The sequence below is a fragment of the Candidatus Pantoea symbiotica genome (assembly GCF_056491525.1).
This window is the reverse complement of sequence record NZ_JBSZHR010000002.1, coordinates 3,261,251-3,279,332: the sequence shown is the minus strand read 5'-3', so window position 1 is coordinate 3,279,332 and position 18,082 is coordinate 3,261,251. Positions and strand designations below refer to the sequence as shown.

Below are 18,082 nucleotides of genomic sequence, written 5' to 3'. Positions count from 1 at the left end.
TGCTTATCATTAGCGTGATAACAAAGAGACTAAGCCCACCTGATGAATTTCCGTAATTTCGAAGCAGAAGAAAAGCTGTTTGCCCGCCGTGCGATTGTCGCTTTTGCCCTGGTTGTCATCTGCTTTACCATTTTAGGCATCAACCTGTATCGCCTGCAGGTCGATCAGCATAGCTATTACCAGACGCGTTCCAACGAGAACGACATCAAAATGATCCCCATCGCGCCCACGCGCGGGCTGATCTTTGATCGCAACGGTATTCCGCTGGTGCGCAACGTTAGCTGGTACGACATTCACATCACGCCGTACAAAATCGACAACATGCAGGAGACGCTGAAGGAGCTGACACCGATTGTCGATCTCACACCGGAAGAGATTGAAACCTTCGAGCACGAGCTCAAACAGAACAGCCGCTACAAACCGGTTGAACTGAAAGCGGAACTGACTGACGAAGAAGTGGCGCGTTTCGCCGTCAATCAATTCCGCTTTACCGGCGTTACCGTCGATACCTATCAGGACCGCGAATATCCTTACGGTGCCGACCTGGCGCACGTGCTCGGCTACGTTTCTAAAATCAACGATAACGACTACAAACGCCTGAATGCAGAAGGCGTTGGCGAGAACTACGCGGCGGACCACAACATCGGTAAGCAAGGCATTGAAGGCTATTACGAATCGCTGCTGCACGGCAAAACCGGCTATCAGGAAGTGGAAGTGGATAACCACGGCCGCATCGTGCGCGTACTTAAAGAAGTGCCGCCGGTGGCCGGTCAGAACATCACGCTGACGCTCGATCTGCATTTGCAGCAGTATGTCGAGAGCCAACTGGCCGGGCAACGTGCGGCGGCGCTGATTGAAGATCCGCACGACGGCAGCGTGCTGGCGATGGTTTCCGCGCCGAGCTACGATCCCAACCCGTTCGTCAAAGGCATCAGCTACAAAGCCTATAAAACCCTGCTGCAGGATAAAGACCTGCCGCTGATCAACCGCGTCACCCAAGGCTTGTATCCGCCGGCGTCCACAGTAAAACCTTATATGGCGATGTCGGCGCTGCTGACCAAAGTTATCACGCCGAGTTTCACGATATTTGGCGCGCCCACCTGGACGCTGCCGGGCACCGATCGTAAATATCGCGACTGGAAAAAAACCGGTCACGGCATGCTGGACGTGACGAAAGCCATTGAAGAGTCAGCGGATAGCTTCTTCTATCAGGTGGCGTTCATGATGGGCATCGATCGCATCCACACCATGTTGAGCCAGTTTGGTTACGGCAAATCCACCGGCATCGATCTCAACGAAGAGTACGCCGGATTATTGCCAAGCCGTGAATGGAAGCAAAAAGTGCACAAAAAGATGTGGTATCAGGGCGATACCGTTTCGGTTGGGATTGGGCAAGGTTATTGGGTGGCGACACCGATTCAGATGGTGAAAGCGCTGGTGGCGCTGCTGAATAATGGCCGCGTCATTAATCCGCATCTGCTGGAGAAATCGCAGCGCGGCACGGTGGTGCAGCCGTATCAGGCAAAATTACCGCAGCCGCAGATTGGCGATGCCAAATCGCCGTACTGGTCGCTGGTGCGCCACGCCATGTTCGGCATGGCGAATGCGCCAAACGGCACCGGCTACAAATACTTCCACACCGCGCCGTACGGCATTGCGGCGAAATCGGGTACTTCGCAGGTATTCAGCCTGAAAAAGAATCAGATCTATAACGCCAAAATGACGCCAATGCGCCTGCGTGATCACATCTTCTACACCGCGTTTGCGCCGTTTAACGATCCCAAAGTAGCGGTGGCATTGATTCTGGAAAACGGCGGCAACGAAGGCGTCACGGCGGCGCCGCTGATGCGTAATATCCTCGACCACATCTTTGTGCCGGAAACGACACCGCCGCCGGTAGCAACGGCGGCTAAGTAATCAGCGGAAGAACACCCGATTGCGGCCATGATTTTTGGCGTCGTACAGCGCCACATCGGCGTTGTTATACAGCGTCTCAAAATCGGAACCCGGCTTGCCGTAACTGACGCCAAGGCTGGCGGTCACCAGCTGGCCGGGCAACACCGCTAGCGGTGAAGCATTTAGCGAGGCGTGAATCGCGCCCGCCACAATCACCGCATCGGATAAGCGATAGTGCGGCAGCAAAACGGTAAACTCTTCACCGCCAATGCGACCAATGCTGGCTTCTGCCGGGCAGTGCGCCTGAATGCGCGACACCAGCGCGCAAATCACCTTATCGCCCATCGGATGACCGAACTCGTCGTTGATGCGTTTGAAGTGGTCGATATCCAGAATGATCAGTGCCGCTGCGCCGTTACTCAATGTTTGCGTAATGCGCTGAATAATCGCCCCGCGATTCCACACCGCCGTCAGCGGATCGTGGCTGGCTTTGTACTCCAGCTCCTGCGCCAGCTGATGCAGCTGTTCGTTGACGCGATTGAGCTCACGCTCGGCGCGGTCACTGCGCGAGATCATGCGATAGGTTTCACGCATCAGGCGCTGATAATGGCGATTCACCATCAGCAGCGCATCACGATAATCCTCAGCGCTGAGCGTGGTTTGAGCCGCCACATCCTGCGAGCGATTAAGCACATCGCTCTCTTCGCGGAACAGCTCGTTGAGGTCCATCACGATGCCATTTCCGCCTGCAGATTCACCTGCAGATCGGTGAAGTCCAGCGCCAGCTCCTGACCAAACTCTTCTGAGACATCATCTTCGGCGTCGAAGAACCAGTTGAGCGCCACGGTTTGCCCGCTCTGCGCACGCTGGTTGAACAGATCAAACAGGCTGAACAGCATTTTAGTGCTGGAGCTGTTGAAGTAGCGCAGCGCGATATTCACTTCAACGTCGCCGCCCGGCTGCGGCTGCCAGTTCTCTAAGGCGTCCAGCAACGGACGGTAAAATGCCGCCGCGTTCTCCGGCCAGGATTCACCGCGCAGGGCAAACTGGCCGGCGGCAAAATCAAAACTCACTTCGGGCGTGCTCTCTGTGGCAGCAATAACAAGGTTTTGCATCAATCGATCAATCCTGGTGAATGGTGGCTTTCAGCCAAAACGTGGCGTAACCGTTGGAGGCCAACGGACGCAGTTCATACTCCAGCGGTTCGCTGACGTCGCGCGCCAGCGTTAATAATCCAATGTTGGCCCCTTTGCTGGTGGCGGGGCTCTCGGCGCGTAATCCCACGCGATACGCCTGTTTAATCTCTTCGTTGCTCATGGTGCGCAGCAGGTCGAGCCAGTAGCGCAGCTGCTCACAGGCGACTTCATCCACCTGATTGCTGCTCTCCAGCACGTAGTTGTCGCCTTCAACGTGCAGCGTCACCGTGCCGAAGCGAAAATCCTGCTCGGCGTGGCTGGTGCTGCGACTATCTTGTGAATAGCGCAGGATGTTTTGCACGATCTCGACAAAGCTGGAGAACAAGCGACGCCGCACTTTGACCGGCGCCTGCTGATTCTCAAGAAACACTTTGATCACTTCGCCCATCGCCGTGATGTTCTGCGGCGAAAAGAGGCCGGTGTAGTGCAGCGCCACGCTCTCTGGCGGGAGGCGGCTAAGGTTCGAAACTGGTGTCATAACGTGACTCTAATAGCGGAAGCCAAACCAGGTGACGTCATCGCGTCGCGGCTGGTTGCCTTGCCAACGAAGAAATTCCTGCTCGAATGCCGTGGAAAGCGCCGGCATCGGCAGCGTTTGATAGTGATTCAGCAGCGTCTGAATGCGCTTTTTGCCAAACATAATGTGACGTTCACCGCCGGGCTGATCGGTGACGCCATCGGTCATCACCAGCAGCATGTCGCCGGGATTGAGCGTGCGTTGCTGCTGCGGCCAGACGTAATCCTGCGGCGTATCGGTGTAGCCAATGCCAACGCGGTCGGCCTTCAGCGATTCCGCCTCGCCGCTGGCGCTATGCAGCAGCGCGTGCATGCGCGCGCTCGACCATGAAAGCTGATGATTTTCGCTATCCAGACGCAGCGCGATGGCATCGCAGCCGTCGTTCGACAGCGAGGTTTGCTGCGAGGCATTGAGCTGGCCAAGGGTCTGTTTGATATGGCGATTGAGCGATTGCAGCACGTCGGACGGCGCGCGCCGATCCTGCTGCAGCGCATTTTCCAGCGCCGATTGCAGGATCACCGTCATAAACGCGCCGGGAATGCCGTGGCCGGTGCAGTCGGCAATCAGCGCCAGCCAGCCGTGTTGATCCTGATGGAAGGCGTAATAGTCGCCGCCGACGCCATCGCGCGGCTGCCAGTGCAGGCACCAATCGCTGAGCTGCTGCGCCATCTGCTGCTTTGAGCGATCGAGCATCGCGTCCTGAATCACGCGCGCATAATCGATGCTCTGCAAAATTTGCTGATGCTGTTGATGCTGCAAATCTGACACGGTACGAATCAGATCGATACCCAATCCGATGCCGATGTAGCGGCCTTGCTCGGTGAGGATAAAGCCGTCGGTGACCGACTTATCGCCGGTCGCCACCACTTGCTGCGCCACCTGATCGAGCTCGGTGTCGGCATCGATCACCAGCGGCTCTTTATCCATAAAGGCGATGCAGCTTTTGCGATCGTAGAGTTCGCGGAAAAACGGGCGCGACATTTGCGACAGGAAGATATGGCGGTTGATCATGCCAAACGGCGTACCGTTTTCGATCACTGGCAAACCAATCAGATCTTTGTGCTCGGTAAACAACGCCATCACCGCCGTGTTGTCCATCGCGGGACTGACAAACGGCACGGCAATGCACAGCGAACGCGCACGAGAACGACTCGACAAGGAGGCAAGGCCTGCGCGTAAATCAGGCAGCTGCATAGAAGAATCTGACGTTGATTAGGAATTATCTTAGATTACTGCGCGGCTGTGACACTTTTATGATCAGTTGGGTCGCCATTCATGGCGTAGTGCCGCTCAGTTAAGCACCGAGCGACTTTCGTTCGCCCTATGCTGAGGCAGTTGCAGTAACTTCGTGCGGCGACCGAGCAGAGGGCGCCTGGCTGCACTCCCGGGCCCTGCGCCAGCCCAACCCGCCGCTTCGCGGTACCTTCACTCAATCACGATTCCTGACGGACCGGTGGCGATTCGCTCCTGCTCAGCGCCACCTCTCGCCGCATCCATGCGGCTCGCCCTGGAATCCCTCAATCGTTCAGCGGTTTGGGATGTCGCCTCAATACCGTCGCTGCAGCAGTCGTGCGTATTCTTAACTCAACATCGCTATAAATCCCGTAGGGTCGCCATTCATGGCGACCTGGCTACAAATCATTCTTCCTTCAGCGCCGCCGTAACGTGCCCAATCGCGCGCACCACTTCGCTGGAACTGCCGCGAATATCCGCCATCATGCCGCCGGCTTCCTTCGCCAGCACCACGCCTTGATCGGCACGTTTCAGGTTGGATGCGATACCTTTCAGCGCTTTCTCCGCCAGCGTATGGTTCTGCTGCACCATGTTCTCAATCTCGGTGGTGGCGCGGTTGATGTTGGCCGCCAACGTGCGTACTTCATTGGCGACCACGGCAAAACTACGCCCATGCTGACCGGCGCGCGCCGCTTCCACCGCTGCGTTAAGCGCCAGCAGGTTGGTTTGATCGGCAATCCGACGGATGCTCTCGACAATCGCGCCGATGCGGTCTGAAGATTCGCTCAGATCATTGATATCGCCGGAAATGCCATGCAGTTCGCCCGCCAAATCATTCATGGTCTGCACGCTGTTCTCAATCACCGTGGCACCGAGGCGCGTACTTTCGCTGGTTTGCAGCGCGGTTTGATACGCCTGCTGCGCGGCTTCGCGCTCTTGCTGATTCTTCTCCACCTGCGCAGTAACATCGGTGGCGAACTTCACCACTTTGTACAGCTCGCCGGTTTCGTTAAACACCGGGTTGTAAGTGGCGCGCAGCCATACCGTTTGGCCGCGTTTATTCACGCGCTGGAACTGGCCGGAGATAAATTCACCTTGATTCAGCTTGTGCCAGAAACGGCGATACTCGTCGCTGTTGCGCATCTCTGGCGGGCAGAACTGGCTGTGATGCACGCCGATCACTTCTGAGGCGCTGTATCCCATGGTTTTCAGGAAGTTGTCGTTGGTCATCAACACTTCGCCCTTGAGATTGAAGGCAATCACCGCCATCGAACGCTCAATCGCGGTGGTCATGGCGCGCTGCTCTTGTGCATCCATGATGCGCGCGGTGATATCGCTCGCCAGTTTGACGATTTTAATCACCCGACCGCTGCGATCCTGCACCGGCACGTAATTCGCTTCCAGCCAAATAGGGCGGCTGTGTTTTGCCACGCGCAGGAACTTATCGCTGAAGCCTTCACCGCGATTCAGGCGTCGCCAGAAGTCGCGGTATTGCGGCGAGTTGAGCAAATCTGCGGTGCAGAACATGCTGTGATGCTGGCCGACGATCTCTTTGAGCGAATAACCCATGCGCTCAAGAAACAGTTCATTAGCGGTGAGGATTTTTCCTTCTGGAGTGAATTCAACCATAGCGATAGCGTCTTGCAGCGAACTGAGCGTTGCCATGCTATTACTGCGCTTTTGCCACGCTAGACGTGACAAGATTCCTGATGCAATTGTGCTGAACATGGGGCGAACCTTATTATTGGTATAGGATGTCAGCTCGGTTATCGGCACAAGCGATTAAAAATTCACCTATAACAGCGATAGGCGAATAAATTTTTACCTGTTGGTCTGGAGGTTGCTTTAAAAGGCATCAGTCAGCTGATTTTTGCCGAAAAGCGTTTGACGGTGCCGCGCGAGTAGGGTTTAATGCGCCCCGTTGCCCGGATAGCTCAGTCGGTAGAGCAGGGGATTGAAAATCCCCGTGTCCGTGGTTCGATTCCGCGTCCGGGCACCATACATCGAAGCGCTGGTTAGAAGTAACACTTCTGACGGGTGCTTAAAGAAGGTGGTGTTTATAGCAACAATGAAGCATCGATGCCTTCCAGAAAGGGTACTAGTTAACGCTAGTACCCTTTTTTCGATCCTGTAACGCATTACAAATCTTAGCGAATCTTTCAGCATTCCCGCATAAAACAGTCTTTGTATTCCTTTCTCATCGCTTGTGCAAAAACCTCTGAATTTCCCAATTTCATTCCTTCTCAATACTTACCATGCACCGAAAAATAATTATCACTGAAGTCATCATCACCGATTCTAAAAATTACACCCCTTTAAACGCCCACCAATAAGTGACTACTTATTATGATTATTGTCACTTTATAGAAAAGTAATGATGAAAATAACTTTCTATTGCATAGCCCGGTCTAAAATAAAATGAATTTAAATATGCGGTGCTGCAAAGCAATAAGAAACGATCAGTCGTGGGGTATGACATCTGGAGTAAAACATGGCTCTTTTCTTTTCTCGTATAAGAATTATTCAAATTAGCGTAATGCTTCTAATGAGTTATACTATTTTTGCTGCAGATGATACTCCTCTAAAAAGTCGCGCTAATGCCGTCCTTTCTCTTATGAGCTACACGGTGGTACCGGATGTCACCGCAAGTGACCTCAATATCGGTGCTGACACCAAAGAAAAAAACTCGCTTTCAATTACTCAGTTTGGCGGCGGTGCAACGCTAAGTGAAGAATTTCCTCTCTATCTTGAAGGAACACTCGGTTACAGCCGATATGATCCCCAATTTGTTGTTTCTAATGGCAATGAAAGCCGCAAAATTCCGGTTAAATGGAATAGCTTAACTGCAACTGGCGGTATTGGCTGGGATATAAAACTTCATACGGATAAACTCGGCGGCAATTGGGTCCTGCGACCCATCGCAAATTTCACCTTAGGTACAATGGCCAGTGATCTGCGTATTGGCGCTTTTGTTCTGCAAAAAAAATTTGAAGATGCAGACTACAAATTCCTGGATGGTGGCCGCCTCAATGCGTATGGCTTAGGAGGATCGCTAATGTTGGATTATGAATTATTTAGCAAAGAGCAGGATATTGATGTTGAGTTGCGATACTCCTATCAAGAGCTCAATAGTTTCGGTAATAGTTCTGAGGCTGTAAGCGGGAGTGCCACTGCGGAAAACCTCGGGCTCTATTTACGTCGTCGCGCTCCAGTTTCAGATTGGACGTTACTAGGAAGTCCTTTGCGCTATGTGCTTGAAGCTGCACGCACTGAATATTTGGGTGAGCAGCGTGGGCAATTAGGATTCGATAGTTTAAATTCATTGGGTGTTGGGCTCGAGCTTGATAGTAGTAAATATCCGGTTTTTATCAGTCGTACAAGAATAGTGGCACGTTATATGTTCGGAAATAATACGCAAGGATATGGCGTGGGGCTGGCCATGAGTTTTTAATGAGAATATTGCCACTGACGATTACCGCAATATTACTTTCCCGTCTTGGTAACCTCAGTTAATCAATCAGCATATCCAAAAAAGCACGCACCGCGGGATTACTGCGTCGGCTCTGAGGCCATATAGCGGTGATATTGTGTCGCTCCACGGCGAAATCGGCCAAAACCGGCACCAATTCGTTGCGCTTAACCCAAGAATCCGCCATAAAATTTGTCGCCATGCCGATGCCTGCACCCGCAGCAATTGCCGCCAGAACGCCTTCACTGGCATTAACGATCACAGCAGATGACGGCACGATTTCAACTTCCTTCTCACCGATGCGAAACGGCCAGCGAAATACTTGTCCCGAACTTTGATAGCGCAGATTGACTGTTTCATGGCTATCCAGCTCATCGGGATGCTGTGGGATGCCATGCGTGGCTAAATACGCTGGCGAGGCATAACAGCCGAGTCGGTAAGGTGAGAGTCGGCGGGCGATCAGCGAGGAATCGGCGAGCTCGCCGATGCGCACCGCAATATCAATTCTCTCTTCCACAAGATCCGAGATTTGATCACTTATGCGCAAATCGATCATGACTTTTGGATGGCGTTGGCGAAAGCTGGCTATAGCAGGTGCGATGATGTGCACGCCAATCGGCAGCGATGTCGCAATGCGCAGTGTGCCCGCCGGTTCGGAGCGTGCTGACTTCGCCACCTGTTCAATTTCTTCAGCATCCCGCAGCAACTTAAGCACGCGTTCATGCAGGTCGCGGCCTTCGGGCGTGAAGGAGAGCGAACGCGTGGTGCGGGTGAAAAGTGTAATGCCGAGATGCGTCTCCAGACGCTGGATGCTTTTGCTAATCGCGGAGGGCGAAATCGACAGCGAACGGGCGGCAGCGCTGTAACTGCCGAGAGATCCAGCACGGGCGAAGGCGATTAAGCCAGTGAGTCTTTCAAAACCTATTTGTTCCTTCATGGCACTATTAAAGCGAAATGGAGCCTTATTATCAATCAGGCGTAATAGTCTTACGCTTTCTCAATCAGACCAATGAGAGAGCGAAATGATCATGACCAATACGATGAAAGCCGTGCGATTGCATGAGTTTGGCGGCCCGGACGTTCTGCATTATGAAGATGCCCCCCGACCAATTGCCGAAGCCGGTGAGGTGCTGGTGCGCGTGCATGCCGCAAGCCTTAATCCGCCGGATCTCCATCTGCGTGAGGGTTATCGTTCGCTGCCGCCGGAATGGCAACCCAGCTCCGTCTTTCCCATGATTTTGGGAACCGACATCTCAGGTGTTGTTGCCGCAGTAGGCGAAGAAGTTTCGGGCTTCAGCATCGGCGATGAGGTCTATGCGATGGTGCGTTTTCCGCAGGATATAATGACCGGCAGCGGCGCTTATGCAGAATACGTGCGCGTGCCTGCCAATGAGCTGGCATTGAAACCGGCGGGGATAACGCATGTTGAGGCCGCCGGTGCGCCAATGTCATTGCTAACCGTGTGGCAGTTTCTGATCAAACTCGGCCACGATGCTCCGAACCCGCTGCAGTCTTTCCAGCATGTTCCAATCCCGCTTAAAGGCCGGAAGGTGATGGTAAATGGTGCAGGCGGTGGGGTTGGGCATTTGGCGGTGCAGATTGCAAAGTGGCAAGGTGCGCACGTCATCGCGGTGGCTTCCGGCAAGCATCAATCACTGCTGTGCGAACTGGGTGCCGATGAGTTTATCGATTACAACAAGACCGCCGCTGAGTCTGTTACACATGATGTGGATCTGGTGATTGATGCCGTAGGCGGTGCGAATATGGAGCGCTTTCTCAGCGTCATCAAGCCGGGCGGTGCGCTGTTCCTGATGAATCCTATCGGCTTCTCGGGACACGAAGAGGCCGTCAAAAGCGAGATTACCGTTTCATTCACTCAAGTGCGTTCCAGTGGCCGTCAGTTGGTGGAAGCTGGTCGCCTGCTTGAGCAAGGCATCATCCGTATCATCGTTGATAGCACCTATCCGTTGGCGCAAGCATCAGCCGCGCATGAGCGCGCTTCTCGCGGCAGTATTCAGGGAAAAATCGTGCTGATTAACGCCTGACTTAAGGCAATTGGCGTCTCACAGCGCCAGCTGAATCGTCTGCACCTCACCTTCCTGCTGCGCCGGTCTTGCGCAGCAGATCAGCACTTCATCATCCGCCACTTGCGCGCTCGGTGGCGTTGAGTAAGTCACCGCGCCTTGCAGCAGTTTGGTTTTACAGCTGCCGCAATGTCCGGTGCGGCAGCTGTACGCCGCGCTCAGGCCACGCGCTTCCGCCAGCTCCAGCAGCGAACCGGCATCTGGCGTCCAGCGCGCCTCTTTCAGCGAATTCATAAACTTCACTGGCACCGATTGCGTTGCTACCGGCAATAGCTGTTTTTCTTCGGCCACCACATCGCGGGAACGCTGCAGCGACGACGGCCCAAAAGCTTCGGCGTGAATGCGATCATCGGCGATATTGAAGGCGCGCAGCCCGTCGTACAGCGCTTGCGTGAATTGCGGTGGACCGCACAGATAGAAGTCGTAATCGTTAAAAGGCAGCACCTGCGAGAGCAGCGCCATATCAATGCGGCCTGCGAAATCGTAATCGATATCTGCTTCTGCATCCGCCGTCTGGCTCAGAACGCGCACCAGTTTCACCGCGCCATGCGCCGCCGCCAACAACTGGTCGAGTTCGCGCACGAAAGGGCGCTCGACCTTGCTGCGTGCCGACTGAAACAGGAACGTTGGGCGCAGGTGCTGTTTGCGCTGCCCTTCGTATATCAGATGTCGCAGCATCGCCAGCATCGGCGTGATGCCCACGCCAGCGGCAAGCAGCACCGCCGGACGTGGTTCGCTGGCATCAATAGTAAAATCACCCGCCGGAGCACGCGCTTCCAGCGTATCCCCAATGTGGAGATGATCGTGCAGGTAGCGCGAAACCGCGCCATCACGCTTGACGCTGATGCGGTAAAAGCCATCCGACGGCGCAACCGAAAGTGTATAGGCGCGCATCAGCGGCTTATCTATTCCGGGCAGTTGCACGCGAATCGGCAGATGTTGACCAGCCAGATGCGGCACTAAACCCGCGCCATCATCCGGCATCAAATGAAACGAGCGGATGGTGGCGCTCTCATCCACCACCTTCATCACCTTGAACGGACGCCAGCGCGCTGCCAGCTCCGCCGCACGTAGGCGCTGGTCGGCGGCTTGCCAGTCGCCGGTCATCAGCGAACTGGGTGCTGCGCCATCCGAAGGCGTTAGCCAGCGCAAGGCGAGGGCGGCACGACGACGCACGATGCGGCGTGGGCGAAACGTCCACAGCCGTTCGGCACCCTGAAAGGCAGCGATCTGTGGCGAGTCGAGAATCACTTCTGCTTCGCCGCTCAGTTGCAGCGTGTCGCCGCTGGCGTAATCAATAAACAGCAATCCCGCTTTGCCATTCTGGTGAATGTTGCCGAGCGTGTTGAAAAACAGATTGCCGTTGAAGTCGGGAATGGTTAGCAGCCCATCTTCGCTGACGCGCACGAAGCCCGCTTTACCGCCACGATGCGAGGCATCAACCTGACGTTCGGCATAGGTGGCGACGTAGAAGGTATCCGCCGCGGCAATGGTGGCGCGGGCGGCATCATCCAGCGCGCTCAGGGTTTCCACCTCACCGCGATAAGGTTCGGCGGGATCGCGGGCATAGTGAAAATCACGCAGCTGGATATAGCGCGGGCAGTTGCCAAAACTCTGCTGCACCTGCACGCGAAAACCGCCGCCAATCGTCTGCAGCACGCCGTTCATGCGGTTGCGACGCCGCGTGTGCAGCTCGATGCCGAGCAGCCCAACCGGCGCGCCATCCTGCATGCCCGCCGCCGCCGGATCGCCTTGATGCGGACGCGCCTCAATATCCAGCGTGGTGGCATTCGGCGAGAAGACAAAACCGGGTTGGCCTTCCAGCAGCGTGGCCCAAGCATCGCCGTGCGCATCAACGCTGCCCGCCACAATAAACGGCAGCTGTGCGTAGAAGTCTCGATGTTGATCGGGCATGTGATCGCGGATCACCCGCTGGCCGACTTCCGCCATGCGTTCCGCCACGCCCGCCTGCTGCTGCAGCGCGATTTCACCCTGATGCCAAACCGGTAGTTTCTTGCTCATAATGGTGGACTCAGGCGATGCTGCGCAGGCCAGCCGCAGTTTGGGGGAAGGGCACAAAGCCCGGCAGCGCTTCGATACGACGCAGCAGCGCGTTCACCGCCGGATAGCCGGAGAGATCGACATTGCCTTCTGGCGCACCGACGATATAGCTGTATTGCGCGATGTCAGCGATTGTCGGGCCATCGCCGACCAGCCATTCACGGCCTTCGAGATGCTTCTCAATGCGTGACAGCACCAGATGTGCGCGGCCAATCACCTCTTCGGAATTGAACGGGCGACCAAACACGGTAATCAACCGCGCCGCTGCCGGACCAAAGGCGATATCTCCGGCAGCAACGGTCAGCCAGCGCTGTACTGCCGCCGCGCCAGCTGCATCTTCCGGCAGCCATTCGCTGCGACCGCTTTTCTTCGCCAGATAGACCAGAATGGCGTTGGAATCGGCAATAAACACGCCGTCATCCTCCAGCACCGGCACCTGACCAAACGGATTCATGGCGAGGAATTCCGGCGTTTTGTTCTCGCCAGATTTGAGATCGACATCGATAACCTCATGCGGCAAATCCAGCAGCGACAGGAACAGACGTGCGCGGTGAGCATGACCAGAAAGCGGGAAGTGATAGAGTTTCATGTTGCGGTTCCTTAGGTGTTGCACGGGATGAGCCCCGGTGATAACTAAGGTTCGCACAGACCATTCAGCGGCAGAATAGCCGGGTTAGCGAAGTCATTGTTGCGAAAAATGGAAGAATCGTGGGAGGCAATAAAGCCCTCCGCAACAGGCGGAGGGCAATAAGCACTCTTAGAAATGTGCCAGCAGCGTGAGCGCACCGCCCAGATTTCTATAATGATCCGTGCCTTGCTGCGCGTTGCCCTCAACAGCGATCTCCAGACCAGAAAACAGGTCGGCGCGAATACCGGCTTTCACTTCAGCAATGTGCTTCGTTCCCTCAATTTCCACCACGCGATCGTCCATTTGGCCGCCAAAAGCGCGGCTGTTGTGCAACGCGCTGGCTTCAGCGTAGGGCGTTAACCGGCTCGTTTGCAGCTCCACTCTGACGCCGACGCGGGTTGCAACATTGCCATCACCGGTGAAACGCACTGAGCTGCCGCTCTGCTCTTGATGATCGCTGGCGCGCACATTCATCCATGCGATCTGTAATAGCGGCTGCAGTAGCAGTTGGGTTTGATCGCTCAGCGAAAATACTGCCCGATAGCCCCATTCGGTGGCGGCCGTTACGCCTTGCGAACGCCAGGTTTCAGCGCTTAAATCGTCTCCCTTCACGTGATTCTCAAAGCGGCTAAATTGCAGCCAGTTATCACTGTAGAGTCCTAAACGGCGAGCTTCATCCGCATACCAGGTGGCGCTGATACCGCCGCTGTAACCGCTAAGTGTATGTTCAGTGGCAAAGCCAGTGATACGTGAAGTGGTTTTGCCGTGATGGTTGCCGTAGCCCGCCATGACGCCGAGGTGAAGCGCACTCTGTTCACTGGTTTGCAGCGTCAGCAGATCGGCCCCCATCTGCACCATATATTGGTTGCTGCGATCAGTAAGCTGGCTTCCCGCTTGCGCACGCTGCTGCGTACCGGTTTGACGTAACCACATTGACGATCCCGCCGCAGTTGCAGTGAGACGATCCTGTAATCGATGGATAAAGAGTGTGTTGCTGGCGGCCATGTTCGCTGCGTAAGCGCCCACTTCGGGTCGCAGGATCGCGCTGGTTTGCGGCGCTGCCATCGGCATAACGATCGGTGCTGCAGGCGGTAAAGAAGAGCGCAGATACCAGCTTTGATCGTTGGCTGCATTCGGCGTTCCCTGCTGCAAAAAGTACTCATAACTGCCCGCCACGATACGACCTTTCTGCACGAAGGCATTAGCAGCGGAACTGCCATTAATCTTGATAAGCGTTATACCTTGCTGGGTTTGTGCGCCGTTGCCGCCGGTATTAATCACCGTAACCTGGCTGGTACCAGCGGTGTTGCCGTTGATCACCAGTGGATTCAGCGCCGAATTGTCGTCCTCTAAGGCTCCGCTAAAGGTGAGCTGGCTGTTGGCATTACCGGTGTAATTGCCTTTGATCACAAAGGGATTACCGTGAAAGTTGTTTCCCGGATTAACGCTAATCTCGCCGTTATTGACGAGGTTGCCGGTGAGCGTGCCGCCGTTCATCAGCTGTAATTGTCCACCCGGCTGCACGGTCGCGCCGCCACCGCCGGCAATCACCGTATGTCCCGCCAGTTGTAACTGCCCGGCAATGGTCATCACATCGTCACTCGCGCCCCAGGACGCCACATCACCATTAAGCGCCCAGCGGCTGCTGGCTGTGGAGGTAATGGCAGACAATCCGTGCTGGGCCGTGTCGGCGAAGAAATTGCCGTTCTCACTGCCATCACCCTCCAAAATCAAGTGGTTAGCTTCACCCTGGCTCATCAGCGCAATATTGCTGCCGCCGTTCAGGGCAGAGTGATTACTCAGGGTAATGGCGTTGCCAGAACCGGTTAGTAATAGCGCGGGAGCATTTTGACTGGCGATGACACCGGCGTTAGAGAGTTGGCTATCGCTGTGCAGAATTACAGCGGGCTGCTGCTGGCTAGTGATATTACCCAGGTTGGTAATCCGTACCCTCGTGCTGTTTTCCGCATCAATCGCGCTGGTGTAACCCTGTATTACCCCGTTATTAAGCAGCGCGGTTTCATCGGCAAAGCTCAACAGTGCAACGCCATTATTGGCAATGATTTGCCCGTTGTTTACGATCGCGCTTTTTCCGCCAGCCATAATGACGCTGAAGTCCCAGCCGCTGATGTTACCGCTGTTATCAAGCTTGCCGTCTTTGGTGAAAAATGAAACGGCGGCTAAATTATGAGTGTTGAATCCATTATTGATGATTCCGTAATTGTGTAACGAAACCGACTCAACAGGACCATACAGCGCTAAGTTGGGATCGTTAATTGAAAGTGTGTCATTTTTCGCTGAGTTGGAATTAATAGTGTCACCCGAACTAATAACGTAATCGTCCGAATAGTTAAGTATGTGACTATAGCTATCTGGCGCAATGACACTGCTCGCCGCGCTGGCGGTTTGCAAGGGTGTTTTCGCTATTAATAGGATACTAATTAATGGGATAGAGTGATTTTTGATAATCGTTCTGAAGCGGCGTTGAGTGTGCACGTGATCTCCGTTGTTTAAAAATTACAGCAGGAATACTCACCGTTCAGAGGTATGTTTTTATAAATAACAGGCAATCCAATAATTGTTCTCCCGCACGGCGAAGTTTATGTTTCTGCCGTTTTGAGAAGACTATTTAAGTAATAAGTAACTATTTAGAGTTATGGTTTATATTAGTGATGACTGCGGTGAATTATTTTTGCGGAGTGTAGGTGAGCGATAAAATAAAAACAAGAAGATTATTTGGTGCGATATTTATTGAGGGTATATGGCGGTTTGATGTTTTTGTTATTTAATTGTCTCCATTATTAGCAACGAGAAACGTCTCAAAGTGGAATTTTTATAAAGACGGGGTGTTATTTTTCGTAGGTTTTTATCTTCTGATAATAAAAAGATTGCGGCTAATAATTTTAATAGCCGCAACAAAGTTATTCGGGTGATTTATCGACGACACGACGGCTTTTCTTACCGCCTTTTCGTCCTGCTTCAATTGCACGTTCAGGATTATTTCGAAAATTCCCGCCGCTCAATTGGCCGCCTTTTTTACCCGCTTCGCGAGCTCTTTCTGGGTCCATGGCAAAATTGCCAGAACCGCCACGTGGTGTTGTCATAATCAATACCTCAGATAAAGGGGATAACGCATATTTCACTTACCACTTAAGGTTAGTCGTTAAAGCCTAACGCACAACAACGGGTAATTAGGAGTTATCTCATCTTCCTTGATAATGCTGAGGAATTTTTCTGTCTGCAAAGGAGTGATAGAGGCGGGTAATAATTATTTTTGCGTGCTCCTCTGGTCAATATAAATATATTGCCGCTTCGCCTTTAAAATTTTTCTCTTTCAATGTGATGAAATTAATCAGCATTCCTGATATTTCGTTTTTTACTTAAGATTTGGTAAGCATTCGCATCATTAGTCATTATCTTAAAATGGGTGTAAAAAATATAAATCCTTATGTGAAAGTGATTATTTTTAAGCGAAGCGCACTATTAACGTTTTTAACGTTAAATAGTGCGCGAATATTATTTGACCAGCACTTGCGCACCGGCATTTTTCTCCAGTCTCAACACGTCAAACAGCGACAACAGCACCAACAACGCCACACCGGCGAAAGCGATATGAATATCGCTCTGCGCGATTTCGCTATGTTCCTGCCACAGCATCGATGCGCGCAGGAACAACGCCGCCAACGCGATGCCCGCGCTCATGCTGAACTGGAAGAAGATGCTAAATACCACCGAGGCATCGCTCATCTTACTTTGCGGCACATCAGCGAAGCCCAGGCTGTTGTAGCAGCTGAACTGCAGCGAGCGCGACAGCCCGCCGATAAACAGAATCACGGCGATGGCGAAGTAACCCAGCGATGGCTTAAGCAGCAAGCAGCCGAGCATCGCCACCAAACTGATCACGCCATTGATCATCAACACGCGACGAAAACCCCAGCGTTTCATCAGCCAGGTGGTGGCCGGTTTCATCGCCAGATTGCCGGCAAATACCCACAACACCATGGCTCCGGCCTGCGCCGCGCTCCAGCCAAAGCCAAGCTGAAACAGCAACGGCAGCAAATAGGGCACTGCATTGATTGAGGCGCGGAAGAACGAGCCGCCAATTACCGCATTGCGGAAGGTGGCAATTTTCATCGCGCTAAACGGCAGCAGCGGCTGCGGATGGCGGAAGCTGTGACGATACGCCAGCCAGCTGCACAGCACGCCAAGCAGCAACAACGGAATACCAAAATTGAGATGCATCTGCCCGAGCGCTTCCAGCGCAATAATCAAAGAGGTGCAGGCGGTGGCGGTCAGCACAAAGCCGCGCACGTCAAACGGCCTCCGCTGTTCAGCTTTGAACTGTGGCACCAGATAAGCGGTGGCGATGATGGCAAGGATGCCGAGCGGAATATTGAGCCAGAAAATCCACGGCCAATGCCCGTACGTGACAATCAAACCGCCCAGCGGCGGGCCGAGCACCGGCGCAATCAAACCCGGCCAGGTAATAAAGGCGATGGTTTTCACCATCTCCTTTTTCTCAGTGACGCGCAGCACCACCATGCGACCGACCGGCACCATCATCGCGCCGCCTATGCCTTGCAGAATACGGCTCAGCGTGAACATCGCGAGCGTGTCGCTCAATCCACATAGGATCGAGGCGAGAGTGAAAATCAGGATGGCGCTGGCAAAAACGGTACGCGCGCCAAAGCGCTCCGCCAGCCAGCCGCTCATCGGAATGAACACCGCCACTGCCAGTAAATAGGCGCTGACGCCAATGTTCAGCGCCACCGGGCTGGAGGCGAAATCCCGCGCCATTTGCGGAATCGCGGTGGTGATCACCGTGGCATCGAGGTTTTCCATAAAGAAGGTCACTGCAACCAATAACGCTAACAGCAGGGTATGATGGGAATTCGGTTTGGCTTCTCTGCCTGAGTCGATCATGCGAGGACCTGCGAAAACAGAAGGATGCAAAGACTTTTAATGAAAAGCGCGGCAGGTGCAAACCGAATTGTTTAG

General features: G+C 54.0%; 14 protein-coding genes and 1 tRNA gene. 4 read left to right on the top strand and 11 right to left on the bottom strand.

From position 1 onward, the window contains the following. Positions 1-42 precede the first annotated feature (42 nt). The gene (gene mrdA, locus ACXIZX_RS15695) at positions 43-1,917 is read left to right on the top strand and encodes a penicillin-binding protein 2 (RefSeq protein ID WP_154182002.1); all 1,875 of its coding nucleotides are present in this window, start codon (positions 43-45) and stop codon (positions 1,915-1,917) included. Here mrdA and ACXIZX_RS15690 read toward each other — a convergent pair whose 3' ends face one another. From ACXIZX_RS15690 to ACXIZX_RS15670, 5 genes are all read right to left on the bottom strand, one after another. Further along, the gene (locus tag ACXIZX_RS15690; RefSeq protein WP_256697409.1) at positions 1,918-2,628 is read right to left on the bottom strand and encodes a GGDEF domain-containing protein; all 711 of its coding nucleotides are present in this window, start codon (positions 2,626-2,628) and stop codon (positions 1,918-1,920) included. Then, complete coding sequence (locus tag ACXIZX_RS15685; protein WP_008103278.1) at positions 2,625-3,011, bottom strand: DUF1987 domain-containing protein; 387 nt, start codon at positions 3,009-3,011, stop codon at positions 2,625-2,627. Before ACXIZX_RS15685 ends, ACXIZX_RS15690 begins: the two co-directional genes overlap by 4 nt. A 7-nt stretch (positions 3,012-3,018) precedes the next feature. After that, the gene (locus ACXIZX_RS15680) at positions 3,019-3,570 is read right to left on the bottom strand and encodes a SiaB family protein kinase (protein WP_179452148.1); all 552 of its coding nucleotides are present in this window, start codon (positions 3,568-3,570) and stop codon (positions 3,019-3,021) included. Between the two features lie 9 nt (positions 3,571-3,579). Continuing rightward, positions 3,580-4,803, bottom strand: coding sequence for a SpoIIE family protein phosphatase (locus tag ACXIZX_RS15675; RefSeq protein WP_179452149.1), 1,224 nt, complete (start codon positions 4,801-4,803; stop codon positions 3,580-3,582). Between the two features lie 444 nt (positions 4,804-5,247). Continuing rightward, positions 5,248-6,570: a methyl-accepting chemotaxis protein gene (locus tag ACXIZX_RS15670; protein ID WP_179452150.1), complete on the bottom strand. Its 1,323-nt coding sequence runs from the start codon at positions 6,568-6,570 to the stop codon at positions 5,248-5,250. Positions 6,571-6,765: 195 nt separating this feature from the next. Between ACXIZX_RS15670 and ACXIZX_RS15665 the strand changes: the two genes are divergently transcribed. Then, positions 6,766-6,841, top strand: a tRNA-Phe gene (locus tag ACXIZX_RS15665). Between the two features lie 537 nt (positions 6,842-7,378). Further along, positions 7,379-8,293 carry a hypothetical protein gene (locus ACXIZX_RS15660; RefSeq protein ID WP_479404884.1) on the top strand — a complete coding sequence of 305 codons (915 nt, stop codon included), beginning with the start codon at positions 7,379-7,381 and terminating at the stop codon, positions 8,291-8,293. A 58-nt stretch (positions 8,294-8,351) separates the two neighbouring features. Here ACXIZX_RS15660 and ACXIZX_RS15655 read toward each other — a convergent pair whose 3' ends face one another. Further along, the gene (locus tag ACXIZX_RS15655; RefSeq protein WP_179452152.1) at positions 8,352-9,248 is read right to left on the bottom strand and encodes a LysR family transcriptional regulator; all 897 of its coding nucleotides are present in this window, start codon (positions 9,246-9,248) and stop codon (positions 8,352-8,354) included. 91 nt (positions 9,249-9,339) lie between these two features. Here ACXIZX_RS15655 and ACXIZX_RS15650 point away from each other — a divergent pair, with 91 nt between their 5' ends. Continuing rightward, complete coding sequence (locus ACXIZX_RS15650) at positions 9,340-10,356, top strand: NADP-dependent oxidoreductase (RefSeq protein WP_479404883.1); 1,017 nt, start codon at positions 9,340-9,342, stop codon at positions 10,354-10,356. Between the two features lie 18 nt (positions 10,357-10,374). On the opposite strand, the gene ACXIZX_RS15645 is transcribed toward ACXIZX_RS15650, so the two are convergent. The 5 genes from ACXIZX_RS15645 to ACXIZX_RS15625 all read right to left on the bottom strand — a co-directional run bounded on the left by ACXIZX_RS15645 (position 10,375) and on the right by ACXIZX_RS15625 (position 18,007). Then, positions 10,375-12,417 (bottom strand): 2Fe-2S iron-sulfur cluster-binding protein, encoded by a 2,043-nt coding sequence (locus ACXIZX_RS15645; RefSeq protein WP_479404502.1) that lies wholly within the window; start codon positions 12,415-12,417, stop codon positions 10,375-10,377. A 10-nt stretch (positions 12,418-12,427) separates the two neighbouring features. Further along, positions 12,428-13,045, bottom strand: a complete 618-nt coding sequence (locus tag ACXIZX_RS15640) for a glutathione S-transferase family protein (RefSeq protein ID WP_479404501.1) — start codon at positions 13,043-13,045, stop codon at positions 12,428-12,430. Positions 13,046-13,213: 168 nt separating this feature from the next. Next, on the bottom strand, positions 13,214-15,496 hold the full coding sequence (locus ACXIZX_RS15635) for an autotransporter outer membrane beta-barrel domain-containing protein (protein WP_179452155.1): 2,283 nt from the start codon (positions 15,494-15,496) through the stop codon (positions 13,214-13,216). A gap of 509 nt (positions 15,497-16,005) precedes the next feature. After that, positions 16,006-16,188: a con-10 family general stress protein gene (locus ACXIZX_RS15630; RefSeq protein ID WP_007893075.1), complete on the bottom strand. Its 183-nt coding sequence runs from the start codon at positions 16,186-16,188 to the stop codon at positions 16,006-16,008. 412 nt (positions 16,189-16,600) lie between these two features. Continuing rightward, positions 16,601-18,007: an MFS transporter gene (locus ACXIZX_RS15625; RefSeq protein ID WP_179452156.1), complete on the bottom strand. Its 1,407-nt coding sequence runs from the start codon at positions 18,005-18,007 to the stop codon at positions 16,601-16,603. Between the last annotated feature and the right edge of the window lie 75 nt (positions 18,008-18,082).

Coding starts and splice junctions, on each gene's coding strand:
- mrdA (WP_154182002.1), top strand. CDS start 43: ATGAATTTCCGTAATTTCGAAGCAGAAGAAAAGCTGTTTGCCCGCCGT.
- ACXIZX_RS15685 (WP_008103278.1), bottom strand. CDS start 3,011: ATGCAAAACCTTGTTATTGCTGCCACAGAGAGCACGCCCGAAGTGAGT.
- ACXIZX_RS15680 (WP_179452148.1), bottom strand. CDS start 3,570: ATGACACCAGTTTCGAACCTTAGCCGCCTCCCGCCAGAGAGCGTGGCG.
- ACXIZX_RS15675 (WP_179452149.1), bottom strand. CDS start 4,803: ATGCAGCTGCCTGATTTACGCGCAGGCCTTGCCTCCTTGTCGAGTCGT.
- ACXIZX_RS15670 (WP_179452150.1), bottom strand. CDS start 6,570: ATGTTCAGCACAATTGCATCAGGAATCTTGTCACGTCTAGCGTGGCAA.
- ACXIZX_RS15660 (WP_479404884.1), top strand. CDS start 7,379: ATGCTTCTAATGAGTTATACTATTTTTGCTGCAGATGATACTCCTCTA.
- ACXIZX_RS15655 (WP_179452152.1), bottom strand. CDS start 9,248: ATGAAGGAACAAATAGGTTTTGAAAGACTCACTGGCTTAATCGCCTTC.
- ACXIZX_RS15650 (WP_479404883.1), top strand. CDS start 9,340: ATGACCAATACGATGAAAGCCGTGCGATTGCATGAGTTTGGCGGCCCG.
- ACXIZX_RS15645 (WP_479404502.1), bottom strand. CDS start 12,417: ATGAGCAAGAAACTACCGGTTTGGCATCAGGGTGAAATCGCGCTGCAG.
- ACXIZX_RS15640 (WP_479404501.1), bottom strand. CDS start 13,045: ATGAAACTCTATCACTTCCCGCTTTCTGGTCATGCTCACCGCGCACGT.
- ACXIZX_RS15630 (WP_007893075.1), bottom strand. CDS start 16,188: ATGACAACACCACGTGGCGGTTCTGGCAATTTTGCCATGGACCCAGAA.
- ACXIZX_RS15625 (WP_179452156.1), bottom strand. CDS start 18,007: ATGATCGACTCAGGCAGAGAAGCCAAACCGAATTCCCATCATACCCTG.